The 15009-nt window shown below is 65.9% G+C and carries 8 protein-coding genes and 1 pseudogene; 5 read left to right on the top strand and 4 right to left on the bottom strand.

Annotated features, from left to right (window positions below; all coding sequences use genetic code 11):
* Position 1 precedes the first annotated feature (1 nt).
* A complete protein-coding gene (locus tag CCOS865_RS12255) occupies positions 2 to 6484 on the bottom strand; it encodes a non-ribosomal peptide synthetase (protein ID WP_119141106.1) in 6483 nt (2160 codons plus the stop codon).
* Between the two features lie 172 nt (positions 6485 to 6656).
* On the opposite strand from CCOS865_RS12255, the gene azu reads away from it, so the two are divergent.
* Both azu and CCOS865_RS12265 read left to right on the top strand, forming a co-directional pair.
* Positions 6657 to 7109, top strand: a complete 453-nt coding sequence (azu, locus tag CCOS865_RS12260; protein WP_119141108.1) for an azurin — start codon at positions 6657 to 6659, stop codon at positions 7107 to 7109.
* 57 nt (positions 7110 to 7166) lie between these two features.
* Positions 7167 to 8822, top strand: a complete 1656-nt coding sequence (locus tag CCOS865_RS12265) for a cyclic peptide export ABC transporter (protein ID WP_119141111.1) — start codon at positions 7167 to 7169, stop codon at positions 8820 to 8822.
* Positions 8823 to 9112: 290 nt separating this feature from the next.
* On the opposite strand, the gene CCOS865_RS12270 is transcribed toward CCOS865_RS12265, so the two are convergent.
* Positions 9113 to 10048, bottom strand: coding sequence for an aspartyl/asparaginyl beta-hydroxylase domain-containing protein (locus CCOS865_RS12270; RefSeq protein ID WP_119141113.1), 936 nt, complete (start codon positions 10046 to 10048; stop codon positions 9113 to 9115).
* 162 nt (positions 10049 to 10210) lie between these two features.
* Positions 10211 to 11185, bottom strand: coding sequence for a cysteine synthase A (gene cysK / locus CCOS865_RS12275; protein ID WP_119141115.1), 975 nt, complete (start codon positions 11183 to 11185; stop codon positions 10211 to 10213).
* Between the two features lie 126 nt (positions 11186 to 11311).
* Here cysK and CCOS865_RS12280 point away from each other — a divergent pair, with 126 nt between their 5' ends.
* The 3 genes from CCOS865_RS12280 to CCOS865_RS12295 all read left to right on the top strand — a co-directional run bounded on the left by CCOS865_RS12280 (position 11312) and on the right by CCOS865_RS12295 (position 14652).
* Positions 11312 to 12385: a DUF748 domain-containing protein gene (locus CCOS865_RS12280; protein WP_119141118.1), complete on the top strand. Its 1074-nt coding sequence runs from the start codon at positions 11312 to 11314 to the stop codon at positions 12383 to 12385.
* Between the two features lie 230 nt (positions 12386 to 12615).
* Complete coding sequence (locus CCOS865_RS12290; protein WP_119141120.1) at positions 12616 to 13461, top strand: AAA family ATPase; 846 nt, start codon at positions 12616 to 12618, stop codon at positions 13459 to 13461.
* 12 nt (positions 13462 to 13473) lie between these two features.
* Positions 13474 to 14652, top strand: coding sequence for a vWA domain-containing protein (locus CCOS865_RS12295; protein WP_119141122.1), 1179 nt, complete (start codon positions 13474 to 13476; stop codon positions 14650 to 14652).
* A 139-nt stretch (positions 14653 to 14791) separates the two neighbouring features.
* Here the strand turns inward: CCOS865_RS12295 and CCOS865_RS28310 are convergent.
* Positions 14792 to 15009 (bottom strand): annotated as a pseudogene (locus tag CCOS865_RS28310) (SEL1-like repeat protein); the annotation flags it as partial.

Genomic DNA, 15009 nt, shown 5'->3' on the forward strand with positions numbered 1-15009 from the left:
GTCAGGCCTCTGTGAATTCGTTCATCATTTTTTCGATATCGCTCAAGCCGTCGTCACTCAGTGACAGGCCCTGTTCGGCCAACGCCTGGGCGAACGCGCGCAGTTCGGGGTGGGCGAAGATCAGCCGCAGTGGCACGTCGAGGCCGAGCTCGACGTTGATCCGCGAGACCGCCTGCGCCGCCAGCAGGGAGTGACCGCCCAGCTCGAAGAAGTTGTCGGCGAGGCCGACCCGGGGTACGTCGAGCAGCTGCGCCCAGATCTGCGCCAACTGCTGTTGCAGCTCGCTCTCGGGCGCCTGGTAGGCGTGCTGCGGTTGGTTCGGGTCGGGCAGTGGCAAGGCCTTGCGGTCGAGCTTGCCGCTCGGTGTCAGGGGCATGCTCGCCAGGCTCACCAGGTAGGCCGGGATCATGTAGTCCGGCAGGCTGGCCTTGAGGTACTGCTTGAGCGCCCCGCGCAGGTCGTCGACGGCGCCCTCGGCGGGCACCACGTAGGCGCACAGTTGCTTGCCGCTGGGCAGGTCGATGGCGATCACCGCGGCTTCACGGACATCACCATGCGCCCGCAGGACCTGTTCGATCTCACCCAGCTCGATGCGGAAACCGCGCACCTTGACCTGATGGTCGGCCCGCCCGCGGTAAGCCAGTTGGCCCTGCTCGTCGTAGTAGCCGAGGTCGCCACTGCGGTACAACCGGCCGCCGCCGACCGGGTCGAACGGGTCAGGCACGAAGCGCTCGGCGGTCAGCGATGGGCGCTGGTGGTAACCCCGCGCCAGGCCGCCTGTGCCGCCGATGAACAGCTCTCCCGAGACGCCCACCGGGGTCGGCGCCAGGCCGTCGTCCAGGGCATACAGGGTGCGCCCCGGCAGCGCGCGACCGATAGGCACGCCGACCAGGCTGATCTGCTCGGCGGTCAGTTGCGAGCAGTCGTAGGTAGTCGCGACCACCGTGGCCTCGGTGGGGCCGTAGGTGTTAAGCAGGCGCACCGCGGGCGGGCCGTCGGCCAGCCAGGCGCGCAGCGCATCCTCGGGCACGGCTTCGCCGCCGACGTGGATCTGTTTCAGGCGGCCGTAGGCCTCGGGCGCCCGGCGCTCGAGTGCTAGCAGGCGCCAGTAGGCGGCCGGCAGGTCGGCCACGGTCACCCGATGGCGGACGATCTCGTCCAGCAAGGTGGCGGTGTCCCACAGGCGCAGGTCGCGCAAGACCACGCAGGCGCCTTGAGCCAGAGGTGGGAAGAACTGCTCGATGAAGCCGTCGAAGCTGAACGTGGCGAACTGCAGCACGCGGTCTTCGCAGCTTATGCGCGAGTAGTCGCTGGCCACCTGGCAGAACACCGACAGCGCATGGTGAGCGATGGCGACGCCCTTGGGCATGCCGGTCGAGCCCGAGGTGTAGATGACGTAGGCCAGGTTGTCCGGGCCGGCCAGGTTCTGCAGCGGCTCGGCCGACCAGCCCTGCAGCCACTGCGTGCCGGGCTCGACTTCGACGTACGGCAGCTGTTGCCCGGCCTGCAAGCGCTGGCGCGAGGCACGGTCGGCCAGCAGCAGGCCGATGCCGCTGTCTTCGACCATGTAGGCCAGGCGCTCTTGCGGATAGTCCGGGTCCAGCGGCACATAGGCGCCACCGGCCTTGTGGATGGCGATCAGCGCCAGCGCCATGCCCAGCCCGCGTTCGACGGCCACGCCGACCAGGCGATCAGGGCCAACGCCCAGCTCGCGCAGGCGGTGGGCCAGCTGGTTGCTGCGCTGGTCGAGCTCGGCGTAGGTCAGCTGCTCGTCGTTGAACACCAGCGCCACGGCATCCGGACGCAGGCGCGCCTGGCGCTCCATCAACTGGTGGGCGCACAAACCGCTGGAAGCCTGTGGTGCCGGGTTCCAGGCCTGCAGCAGTTGCTGGCGCTGGGCAGTGCCGAGCAAGTCGAGCTCGGCGATGCAGCGCTGCGGCGCGGCGCAGATGGCCTCGAGCAAGGCCTGCCAATGGCCGGCCATGCGCTCGATGCGCGCGGCGTCGAACAGATCAGTGGAGTAGTTGAACGACGCGGTGACGCCATCGGAGCGTTCCAACGTGTTCAGCGAGATGTCGAACTGGGCAGACTGCTCGAGCAGGTCCACCTCAAAGACCCGCAGCCCGTGCAGGGCATCGCTGGAGACCTGCTCGCCGAGGTCACGCAGGTGGTTGTAGAGCACCTGGAAGAACGGGTTCACCCCCTGGTCGCGGTCCGGGTACAGCGCCTCGGCGACCTCCAGGAACGGCACGTCCTTGTTGGCCTGGGCCTGCAGGGTGGTTTCCTTGAGGGCGGCCAGCAGCTGCGGGAACGGCTGGCTGGCGTCGACGCCGATGCGTGCCACCACCACGTTGATGAAGAAGCCGATCAGCCCCTCCAGCTCAAGCCGGTTGCGGTTGGTTACCGGCACGCCGATGTTGATCGTGTCCTTGCGGCTGTAGCGCGCCAGGACGATCGCGTAAGCCGCCAGGAACACGTGGAACAGCGTGGCGTTGGAGGCGACCGCGATGGCCCGCAGGCGTTCGGTGAGGGCCAGCGGCAGGCGCACGTCGAAGCGGCTGCCCTGGTAGCTCTTGACCTGTGGGCGAAGCCGGTCAGCGGGCAGTTCGAGCACCTCGAAGTCGTCTTCCAGGCGCCCTTTCCAGTAGTCGATCTGGGCCTGCATCTGGCCGCCTTCGAGCGATTTGCGCTGCCACGCGGCGAAGTCGGCGTACTGCACCGGCAACGGCTCGATGGCCTGCACCTGGCCGCTGGCGGCGGCGTTATAGGCGGCGGCGAACTCGCGCACCATCAGGCTCATCGACCAGCCGTCGGAGACGATGTGGTGCAGGGTCAGCGACAGCAGGTGCTCCTGCGCGTCGACCTTGAACAGGCGCGCGCGCAGCAGCGGCCCGTGCTCGAGATCGAACGGGGCGAAGGCCTGTGCTTCCAGCTTGCGCATCTGCGCGGCCTGGTCCTGGCCGCTGATGTCTTCGAAGCCGATCGGCACCGCTGCGGCCGGGAGGATGCGCTGCCACGGCAAGCCGTTGGCCTCGACGAACACCGTGCGCAGCGATTCGTGGCGGGCCACCAGCGCATCCAGCGCAGCCTGCAGCGCGCCACGGTCGAGGCTGCCGTGCATGCGCACCGCCATCGGCGTGTTGTAGGCGAGGCTCTCGGGGTTGAGCTTCCAGAACAGCCACTGGCGGTTCTGCGAACGCGACACCGGCAGCGGCTGCTGGCGGTCGAGGATTTCGATCTCCAGGCCCTGCCCTTGTTCACTGGCGCCCACCTCCTCGGCGAAGGCCTGCAGGTCGACGGTGTCGAACAGGCTGCGCAGCGGGATGTCCAGGCCCAGGCGCTTGCGCACCCGCGACACGGCCTGGGTCGCCAGCAGCGAGTGGCCGCCGAGGGCGAAGAAGTTGTCGCTCAGGCCGACCTGCTCGACCTGCAGCACCTCGGCCCAGATCTGCGCCAACTGTTGCTGCAGCGGTGTGACCGGCGCCTGGTAGGCGACGCTGCTGGCGACCGGCTCGGGCAATGCCTTGAGGTCGACCTTGCCGTTGGCGGTGACCGGCAGGCGCTCCAGGGCCAGCAGGTAGGTCGGCAGCATGTGCTCCGGCAGGCGCGCCTTGAGGATCGCGCGCTGGCTTTCCTGCCAGGCTTGCAGATCAGCCTGAGGCGCGCTCGGCACCAGGTAGGCCGCGAGTTGCAGCGCGGCGGCGTCGCCTTTGACACGGACCAGGGCATTGGCGACACCGGCCAGCACGCGCAGCTGGTTTTCGATCTCGGCCAGCTCGACCCGGTAACCGCGGATCTTCACCTGACCATCCATGCGCCCGGCGAAGCGCAGTTCGCCAGCGCCATCCAGGCGTACCCAGTCGCCCGTGCGGTACAGACGCTCGCCGTGGGCACTGGTCGGGTCCGGCACGAAGCGCTCGGCGGTCAGCGCCGCACGGCCCAGGTAGCCACGGGCCAGGCCGGCCCCACCGATGTACAGCTCGCCCTTGGCCTTGGCCGGTACCCGTTGCAGGCTCTGGTCGAGCACCCGCACGCGGCTGTTGGCCAGGGGTTGGCCGAGCGTGACGTGATAGTGCAGGTCGGCGACCAGCACACCGACCGTGGTTTCGGTCGGGCCGTAATGGTTGAACAGCGCCAGCTCCGGGGCCAGGCCGCGGATCCGCGCCAGCAGGCTGTCGCTGATGGCCTCACCGCCCAGCACCAGGCATTGACCCGGCAACGCTGCGCGGCCCGCGACCAGCATGGCCTCCAGGTGCGACGGCACCATCTTCAGGGCGTCTACCCGGTGCTCGCTGAGGTAGCCCGCGAAGCCTTCGGCATCGAGCACCTGCTCGCGCAGCAGCAGGTGCAGGGTCTTGCCGTTGCACAGGGCGCCGAACAGCATCGTGTGGCCAAGGTCGGCCGCTGGCGTCGACACCTGGGCCAGGCTGTCGATACGGGGCAACGGCAAGCGCGCGCCAATGCCATCGACGTAGTTGGCCAGCGCCGCATGGCTGACGGCCACGCCTTTCGGCTGGCCGGTGGTGCCCGAGGTGTAGATCACATAGGCCAGGTTGCCCGGCGCCACGGCGACAGGCGCCGGTGCACCAACTTCACCCGGCAGCTGATCCCAGTGCACACGGCGCACGCTGGCGGGCAACTCGACCGGCCAGGTGCTGGGCGCCAGCAGCAGCCGGGTGTCACTGTCGGCGAGCATGAACACCAGGCGCTCGTCAGGTTGTTCGGGCTCCAGAGGCAGGTAGCCGGCGCCGGCCTTGAGCACCCCGAGGATGCTCGCGAGCATGCCCACGCTGCGATCGGCGACCACGCCAACCAGGGTATCCGGCCGCACATCCGCAGCGAGCAGCGCCTGGGCGATGGCCTCGGCCTGGGCGTCGAGCTCGGCATAGCTGGCCGTTTGGCCTGCCGCAAAGACAGCAGCGCGCGCTGGGTAAGCGCGGGCAGCCTGTTCAAAGCGCTGATGCACCAGCAGGCTTTCGCCCGGCTGCTCGGCCTCCCCGGCCACAGCCTCGGCCAGGCCCGGCAACGCCACCTCGCCGAGCGGCTGGGCAGTGTCGGCCGCGAGCGCCTCGACCAAGGCAAGCCATTGCTCACTCAAGACCTCGACGGTCGCCGCGTCGAACACATCCAGGGCATAGGTGAAGGCGGCGTGCAGCTGCCCGCCGCGCTCATGGGTGTCCAGCGCCAGGTCGAAACGGGCGCTGTGTTTTTCCAGGGTGATCGGTGCCAGGCTCAGCCCTGAGCGGGTCTCGATGGCCTCGACGTCGGCGACCTGCGCCTGGTGATTGAACAGCACGCGGAACAACGGGCTCTGCACGTTGCGCGGCACGTCCAGGGCTTCCACCAGCTGCTCGAAGGGCAGGTCCTGGTGACTCTGCGCACCCAGGGCGGTTTCGCGCACGCGCTGCAGCAGCCCGGCGACATCCAGCAGTGGGTCGATCTCGGTGTGCAGCACCTGGGTGTTGATGAAGCAGCCGATCAGGCCCTGGCCTTCGGCGCGGTTGCGGTTGGCGATGGGCACGCCGACGCGGATCGCCGGCTGGCCGCTGTAACGCTGCAACAGCAGCTTGAAGGCGGCCAGCAGGACCATGAACAGGGTCACGTTATGACGCCTGGCCAGGCCCTTCAAGCGCTCGCCGAGCGCTGCCGGAATAGCCAACGCATGGCGCGCGCCGCGGTAGCTCGGGCGGCCTTCACGCGGCCGGTCCACGGGCAATTCCAGCGGCGAATGGTCATCGCCCAGCTTGTCCTGCCAGTACGCCAACTGGCGCTCCTGCTCGCCCGCTTCGAGCCAGCTGCGCTGCCACAAGGCATAGTCGCGGTACTGGATCGGCAGGTCCGGCAGCGCAGCCTCGGTGCCCGCCACGGCGGCGTCATAGAGGCTCAGAAACTCTTCGATGAGGACGTTCATCGACCAGCCGTCGGCGACGATATGGTGCAGGGTCAGCAGCAGCACGTGTTGCTGCTCGGCCAGCTTCAGCAGGCGCACGCGAAACAGCGGCCCGCTCGCCAGGTCGAACGGTGCCAGCGCTTCTTCTTCAGCAATCGCCTCCAGCGCCGCGTCGCGCTCACCGTCCGCAAGGTGATCGAGGGCGTCCTGGCGCAGTTGCAGCGGCGGCGCCACGGCCTCCACCTGCTGGCACACGTCATCGCCTTTGGCGACGAATCGCGTGCGCAGGGTTTCATGCCGCGCCACCAGGCCATCGAAGGCTTGGCGCAGGGCGTTCAGGTCCAGCTCACCTTGCAGGCGCACGGCCATCGGCAGGTTGTACGCCGCGCCCTGCGGGTCGAGCTGCCAGAGAAACCACATGCGCCGCTGCGCGTACGACAGGCCGTCGCGCGCCTCGACCGCGACCCCCGCCGGGATCGGCAGCACGGCAAAGTCCATGCCCTCGGCCTGCAACGCCTTGAGGAACAGGCGCCGCTTGTCGGGCGTCAGTTCGATGAAACGGCGGGCGAGCTTGAGCGTCTGTTCAGCATTCATGTCGAGCGGTGTCCTGGCAGTCGAGCGATAACTGTCAAACGAAGGCCCACAGAGCTGATTTAGTAAGGCGGCCAACGGCTACCCGGGTGCGGCACCGGGCAGCGGCAGGTAAAGCCGACGCGGCTCGCTTCGTTTGAAAGGGGTGCACCTCTTTTTCGTCCAGGATCCGTACATGACTCGCCAGCTCCTGCTCCTCGCCCTGCTCGCCACGGCCCCGACCTTCGCCTGGTCCGCAGCGCCTTGCGCCGTGGACATCCACGGCACCGACCAGATGACCTTCGACCAGACCACGATTGCCGTGCCCAAGGCCTGCAGCCGCTTCACCGTGAACCTCACCCACCCGGGTGAAATGCCCAGGAACGTCATGGGCCACAACTGGGTGCTGAGCACCACCGATGACATGCAAGGCGTCCTGGACGACGGCCTGAAAGCCGGCGAAACCCAGGACTACGTCAAGCCCGACGACCGCCGGGTGATCGCCCATACCCGCTTGATCGGCGGCGGCGAGCAGGCCAGCGTGACCTTCGAGACGGCAGCGCTGAAACCGGGCACCGGCTACAGCTTCTTCTGCTCCTACCCGTTCCACAGCACCTTGATGAAAGGCACCTTGACCCTCGCGGACTGACACCGCGCCATCCCGATGTCGCCACCCTCCACCCCTCAATCACCGAGATCGCGCTTCATGAAAACGTCATCCCCCGGGGCCATCCGCGAACTGCTGAGCCTGCTCAAACCCTACCGTCCGCTGGTCATCGTTTCGGTGCTGCTGGGCATCGTCGGCGGCCTCTCCGTCACTGCCCTGCTGGCCACCGTCAACCAGGGCCTGCACGCGCCGGACGGCATGGGCCGCGGGGTGATCCTGGCGTTCGCCGGCCTCTGCGTGCTGGCCTTGGTGAGCAGCGTGGCCGCCGACAGCGGCACCAACTTCGTCGGCCAGAAGGTCATCGCCCGGCTGCGCAAGGACCTCGGCGCCAAGGTGCTGGCCGCGCCGATCGAGCAGATCGAGCGCTACCGCACCCACCGCCTGATCCCGGTGCTGACCCGCGACGTCGACACCATCAGCGACTTCGCCTTCGCCTTCGCCCCGCTGGCGATCTCGATCACCACCGTCAGCGGCTGCCTGGCCTACCTGGCGTGGCTGTCGTGGCCGATCTTCCTCATCACCCTGGCGGCGATCGGCATCGGCAGCGTGGTGCAGTACATCGCGCGGCAAAAAGGCACGTCGGGCTTTCATGCCGCACGCGACGCCGAAGACAACCTGCAAAAGCACTATTCGGCGATCGCCGAGGGCGCCAAGGAACTGCGCATCAACCGCCGTCGCCGCCACGCCATGCTGACGCGCAATATCCAGGGCACCGCCGACTTCATTGCCGACACCCATATCCGCGCGATCAACATCTTCGTCATCGCCAAGAGCCTGGGCTCGATGCTGTTCTTCGTGGTGATCGGCCTGACCCTGGCCCTGCAATCGCTGTGGCCGAGCAACGACCCGGCGGTGATGAGCGGCTTCGTGCTGGTGCTGCTGTACATGAAGGGCCCGCTGGAAACCCTGATCGGCAACCTGCCGATCCTTGGCCGCGCGCAAATCGCCTTCCGGCGGATCGCCGACTTGTCCGAGCGCTTCTCCTCGCCCGAGCCGCACCTGCTACTCGAGCCAGCGGCAGAGCAGACCGTCCCGGCCAGCAGCGCCCACCTCGAGCTGCGCAATGTCGAGTTCGCCTACCCGGCGGTGGACGGCAGCGAGCCGTTCAAGGTCGGCCCGGTCAACCTCAGCATCGAGCCGGGCGAGATCCTTTTCATCGTCGGTGAAAACGGCTGCGGCAAGACCTCGCTGATCAAGCTGCTGCTAGGCCTGTACACCCCCCAGCAGGGCGAGATCCGCCTCAACGGCAAGGCGGTCGACGCCGAAGGGCTCGACGATTACCGCCAGTTGTTCACCACGGTGTTCGCCGACTACTACCTGTTCGATGACCTGCCCGAGCACGAGCACAACCTGCCCAGCGACGCCACCCGCTACCTCGAGCGCCTGGAGATCGCCCACAAGGTCAGCGTGCGCGACGGCGCCTTCACCACCACCGACCTGTCCACCGGCCAGCGCAAGCGCCTGGCACTGGTCAACGCCTGGCTCGACCGCCGCCCGGTGCTGGTGTTCGATGAGTGGGCCGCCGACCAGGACCCGACCTTCCGCCGGGTGTTCTATACCGAGCTGCTGCCCGACCTGAAGCGGCTGGGCAAGACCATCATCGTGATCTCGCATGATGATCGGTATTTCGACACGGCGGACAAGGTGGTGCACATGAGCAGGGGCAAGGTCAGCGAAGCGCTGGAACCGGCGTGAGGTGAGTTGGACGGGGGCCGGCGTCCGCGGCAAGCGCGCCGGGCAGGTCCGATCAGCAGGTTTTTCCTGAATCGGTCCTTGGCTTGAGGTCGCTGGGGCCGCTGCGCAGCCCTTTCCGACCGGTCCGGCGCCCCGGCAAGGCCGCTCCCACAGGATGGCGTGTTGTCCAATTTCTGTTCAATGCGCCGTCCATGTGGGAGCGGCCTTGTGTCGCGAAAGGGGCGCGCAGCGGCCCCAGCGAGCTCACGCCAAGCGCAATTTCAGAACCACTTGAAAGGGCGGCCGGACAATCAGAACATCCAGCGGTACAGCAAGTACGCAACCACCACCGCCAGCACCGGCCGCAGGATGCGGTAGGCCTTGGGGTTGGCCCGCTTGAACTGCTTGACCCGGCCACTGATGCGGTTGCTGAAGCGCTTGCTCCAGGCATACGCCTGGTTGATCCCGCCGACACGCTCGTCATCGGTGTTCTGCGGCGCTGTGGCGCGGCCGAGGAAGGCGCTGACCTTGCGGTTGAGGCGGGTCATCAGCGGGCTGTTGAGCGGGCGTTCGACGTCGCAGAAGAGGATTACGCGGGTCACGTCGGTTTCGTTCTTGACCCAGTGCACGAAGGTCTCGTCGAACATCACGTCTTCACCGTCGCGCCAGGCATACGGCTGGCCATCGACGTAGATGCGGCAGTTGTCCGAGTTCGGCGTCGACAGGCCCAGGTGATAACGCAGGGAGCCGGCGAACGGGTCGCGGTGCGGGTTCAGGTGGCTGCCACCGGGCAGCAGGGCGAACATCGCGCCCTTGACGTTGGGGATGCTGCTGACCAGTTCGACGGTCTTCGGGCACAGGGCCTCTGCCGACGGCAGCGGTTTGTCGTACCACTTCAGGTAGAAGCGCTTCCAGCCCTTCTTGAAGAAGGAGCCGAAGCCGGCGTCGTTGTCCTTCTCGGCGGCGCGGATGTAACCCTCGTCGAACAGGCGCATGGCCTCTTCCCGGATGACCTGCCAGTTGTCCTTGAGCACGTCCAGCTCAGGGAAGCGCTGGCGATCCAGGTAGGGCTTGGACGGCACGCCGGAGAACAGGTACATCAGGCTGTTGTAGGGGGCGAACAGCGCCGAGTGGTTGACGAACTGGCGCAGCACCGGCAGGCGCGCCTTGCCGCGCAAGTGAACGAACAGCACGCTGCCGAAAAATACCAGCAGGACTCCCGCCTTGGCGACGAAGGAAAAGGTCATGCAACACTCCTTGGAATAGGAAATCAGGCCATCACTTGCAGATAGCCGAACATCATAAACCCATCCGCCCCGGGTAAAAACAACTTGGGGCGGATAGCAATGTTGAAGATTTTGTAATAAAGCGCGCTGCCGGACATTGCGCCCGGTCAGCGCCGACACGCCTTACTGCTGGTTTTCCTGCTCGGTGAACAGGTCAGCGAAGAGCATGCTCGACAGGTAACGCTCGCCCGAGTCCGGCAGGATCACGACGATGGTCTTGCCTTGCATCTCCGGTTTCTCGGCCAGGCGCACGGCGGCGGCCATGGCTGCGCCACAGGAAATCCCGCAGAGGATGCCCTCCTCCTGCATCAGGCGCAGGGCCATGGCCTTGGATTCTTCATCGGTCACCGTTTCGACCTGGTCAACCACCGACAGGTCGAGGTTTTTCGGCACGAAACCGGCTCCGATGCCCTGGATCTTGTGCGGGCTGGGCTTGAGCTCTTCGCCCGCCAGGGTCTGGCTGATCAGCGGCGAGGACACCGGCTCGACCGCCACCGACAGGATCGGCTTGCCCTGGGTGTGCTTGATGTAGCGCGACACGCCAGTGATGGTGCCGCCGGTACCGACGCCCGCGACCACCACATCGACGGCGCCATCGGTGTCGTTCCAGATTTCCGGGCCGGTGGTCTTCTCGTGGATCGCCGGGTTGGCCGGGTTGTCGAACTGGCCGGGCTGGAAGTACGTGGCAGGGTCGGACTCGACGATCTCGTTGGCCTTCTCGATCGCGCCCTTCATGCCCTTGGCAGGGTCGGTGAGTACCAGCTCGGCGCCCAGCGCCTTGAGCACCTTGCGCCGCTCCAGGCTCATCGACGCCGGCATGGTCAGCAGCAGCTTGTAGCCGCGGGCGGCGGCGGCGAAGGCCAGGCCGATGCCGGTGTTGCCCGAGGTCGGCTCGACAATGGTCATGCCCGGCTTGAGCTTGCCGCTGCCCTCGGCGTCCCAGACCATGTTGGCGCCGATCCGGCACTTGACCGAGTAACCCGGGTTGCGCCCTTCGATCTTGGCCAGGATGGTCACCCCGCGCGGGGCGATGCGGTTGATCTGTACCAGCGGCGTGTTGCCGATGGAATGGGCATTGTCTGCGTAGATACGGCTCATGGCAGGGTCCTTAACCGAGCGGGGGAAAGCTTCAAGGGTAAGCCTGCCGGCCAGGAGCGTAAAGCCCGTTCGAACTCCCCGGCGGCGGCTGCGGTCAACCGGACAACCCGCATCGGAGAGCCGTTGATGAAAGCCCGCTACCGCTGGCCACTGGTCGCCCTGGCCAGCCTCGTCGTGCTCCTGCTGGCGCTGCACATCGCCCTGCCCTACCTGGTGCGCGACTACCTCAACGACAAGCTCGCCGACATGGGCGACTACCGCGGCCAGGTGACTGACGTCGACCTCGCCTGGTGGCGCGGCGCCTACCAGATCAATGGGCTGAAGATCGTCAAGACCACCGGCAAGGTGCCGGTGCCGTTCCTCGATGCACCGTTGATCGACCTGTCGGTGAGCTGGCATGCGCTGTGGCATGACCACGCCGTGGTCGCCGAGGTGCTGTTCGTGCGGCCGCAGCTGAACTTCGTCGACGGTGGCAACAAGCAGAACTCGCAGACCGGTCGCGGCACCGACTGGCGCCAGCAGTTGGGCAAACTGCTGCCGATCACCCTCAACGAAGTGCGCATCGACGACGGTACCCTGACCTTTCGCAACTTCAATTCCAAACCGCCGGTCGACCTCAAGGCGACCCGGCTAGAGGCGAGCATCCGCAATCTGACCAACGTGCGCGACGAAAAGGGCCGGCGAGACGCCAGCTTCGAAGGCACCGCCCTGCTGCTGGGCGACGCCAAGGTGGAAAGCCGCGCCACCTTCGATCCTTTCAGCGATTTCGACGACTTCGAGTTTCGCCTGCGCGCCACCGGCATCCAGCTGCGCCGCCTCAACGACTTCGCCAGCGCCTACGGCAAGTTCGACTTCAATGCCGGCCACGGCGACGTGGTGATCGAGGCCCAGGCCGAGAAGGGTCGGCTCAATGGCTATATCAAGCCGCTGCTGCGCGATGTCGACGTGTTCAACTGGCAACAGGACGTGCAAGCCAAGGACAAGGGGTTCTTCCGCTCGATCTGGGAGGCGGTGGTCGGGGCCAGCGAGACCGTGCTGAAAAACCAGCCGAAAAACCAGTTCGCCACCCGCGTCGAGCTCAGTGGCAGCGTGCACCAGCAGGACATCAGTGGCTTCGAGGCGTTTTTGCAGATACTGCGCAATGGCTTCGTCCAGGCGTTCAGTGCACGTTATGAGCAGCCTGCGCCTGATTCCGACTGAAGCCAAGTGCGACGCACCATTCAGAGACTGAATACCCGGTCTGCGTTTGCAGCTGCCCGGGGCCGGGTTATAGTCGGTTACAAGTTCAAACAACGTTGTCTGGGCCGGCCTCTTCGCGGGGCAAGCCCGCTCCCACAGGTCCTTCACCGCCCTCAAGGTGTGTGGAGAACCTGTGGGAGCGGGCTTGCCCGCGAAGAGGCCCTCAATGACACCCTGCAGAGGATCGGTTAATGAAGTTCGAAGGCACCCGCGACTACGTCGCCACAGATGACCTGAAGCTGGCGGTCAACGCCGCGGTGACCCTGGAGCGCCCCTTGCTGGTCAAGGGCGAACCCGGCACCGGCAAGACCATGCTGGCCGAGCAACTGGCGGAGTCGTTCGGCGCCAAACTGATCACCTGGCACATCAAGTCCACCACCAAGGCCCACCAGGGTCTCTACGAGTACGACGCGGTCAGCCGCCTGCGCGACTCGCAGCTGGGCGTGGACAAGGTCCACGATGTGCGCAATTACCTGAAAAAAGGCAAGCTGTGGGAGGCTTTCGAGTCCGAAGAGCGGGTGATCCTGCTGATCGACGAGATCGACAAGGCCGACATCGAGTTCCCCAACGACCTGCTGCAAGAGCTCGACAAGATGGAGTTCTACGTCTACGAGATCGACGAGACCATCAAGGCCAAGCAGCGGCCGATCATCATCATTACCTCGAACAACGAAAAAGAGCTGCCGGACGCCTTCCTGCGCCGCTGCTTCTTCCACTACATCGCCTTCCCCGACCGCGCCACCCTGCAGAAGATCGTCGACGTGCACTACCCGAACATCAAGCAGTCGCTGGTCAGCGAAGCGCTGGACGTGTTCTTCGACGTGCGCAAGGTACCGGGGCTGAAGAAAAAGCCGTCCACCTCCGAGCTGGTCGACTGGCTCAAGCTGCTGATGGCCGACAACATCGGCGAGGCGGTGCTGCGTGAGCGCGATCCGACCAAGGCCATCCCGCCGCTGGCCGGCGCCCTGGTGAAGAACGAGCAGGACGTGCAGTTGCTCGAGCGCCTGGCGTTCATGAGCCGCCGCGGCAATCGCTGACAGGAGCCGGTCATGCTGCTCAACCTGTTCAACGAAATGCGCGCGGCCAAGGTGCCGGTGTCGGTGCGCGAGTTGCTCGACCTGCTCAATGCCCTGCAGCAGCGGGTGGTGTTCGCCGACATGGACGAGTTCTACTTCCTGGCGCGGACCATCCTGGTCAAGGACGAGCGGCACTTCGACAAGTTCGACCGGGCCTTCTCGGCCTACTTCAATGGCCTGGAGAACCTCGACCGGCACCTCGAAGCGCTGATCCCGGAGGACTGGCTGCGCAAGGAGTTCGAACGCTCGCTGAGCGCTGAAGAGCGCGCGCAGATCCAGTCGCTGGGCGGCTTGGACAAGCTGATCGAAGAATTCAAGAAACGCCTCGAAGAGCAGAAGGAGCGCCACGCCGGCGGCAACAAGTGGATCGGCACCGGCGGCACCAGCCCGTTCGGCTCGGGCGGCTTCAACCCCGAGGGCATCCGCGTCGGCGAGGCCGGCCAGCGCCAGGGCAAGGCGGTCAAGGTGTGGGACCAGCGCGAGTACAAGAACCTCGACGACCAGGTCGAACTGGGCACGCGCAACATCAAGCTGGCCCTGCGCCGGCTGCGCAAGTTCGCCCGCCAGGGCGCGGCCGAGGAGCTGGACATCGACGGCACCATCGACCACACCGCGCGCGATGCCGGGTTGCTGAATATCCAGATGCGCCCCGAGCGGCGCAACACGGTCAAGTTGCTGCTGCTGTTCGATATCGGCGGCTCGATGGACGCCCATGTGCGGGTCTGCGAAGAGTTGTTCTCGGCCTGCAAGACCGAGTTCAAGCATCTGGAGTACTACTACTTCCACAACTGCGTGTACGAGTCGGTGTGGAAGAACAACCTGCGGCGCACGTCGGAGCGCTTCGCCACGTTCGACCTGCTGCACAAGTACGGCGATGACTACAAGGTGGTGTTCGTCGGCGATGCGGCGATGGCGCCGTACGAGATCACCCAGCCGGGGGGCAGCGTCGAGCACTGGAACGAAGAAGCCGGGTATGTGTGGATGCAGCGCTTCGTGGAGAAATTCAAGAAGGTCGTGTGGATCAACCCGTATCCCCGGCAGACCTGGGATTACACCGCGTCGACCCACCTGGTGCGGGACCTGGTCGAGGACAAGATGTATCCGCTGACCCTGCAGGGGCTCGAGGATGCGATGAAATACCTGTCCAAGTGATTTTTTAGTGTCTGTGCGGGCCTCATCGCGGGCAAGCCCGCTCCTACAGCGATCCCGCCGCTAGCCCTGTAGGAGCGGGCTTGCCCGCGATGAGGCCCGCTAGATCCCCCATCGCGTCAGATAATCCTAACCAGAATGTTCAACCGAGCAACCCCCACCTCACGCGCTCATTACGTTGGACAATCTTGTCCCGAAGCGGCCATAACCGTGGTTCCGGCCAAGTCATCAAGTGCAGGGGCATGACCTCACCTTGCTCAAAGTAACGAACATGCTCGGTCCAACTGGTCCAAACGATTTTCCAGTAGCCGCTTTCAGGGCAAGCCTCGCCACTCAAACAGGTCATGACCGGGAAGTTGG

It is taken from the genome of Pseudomonas reidholzensis, assembly GCF_900536025.1.
Taxonomy (GTDB): domain Bacteria; phylum Pseudomonadota; class Gammaproteobacteria; order Pseudomonadales; family Pseudomonadaceae; genus Aquipseudomonas; species Aquipseudomonas reidholzensis.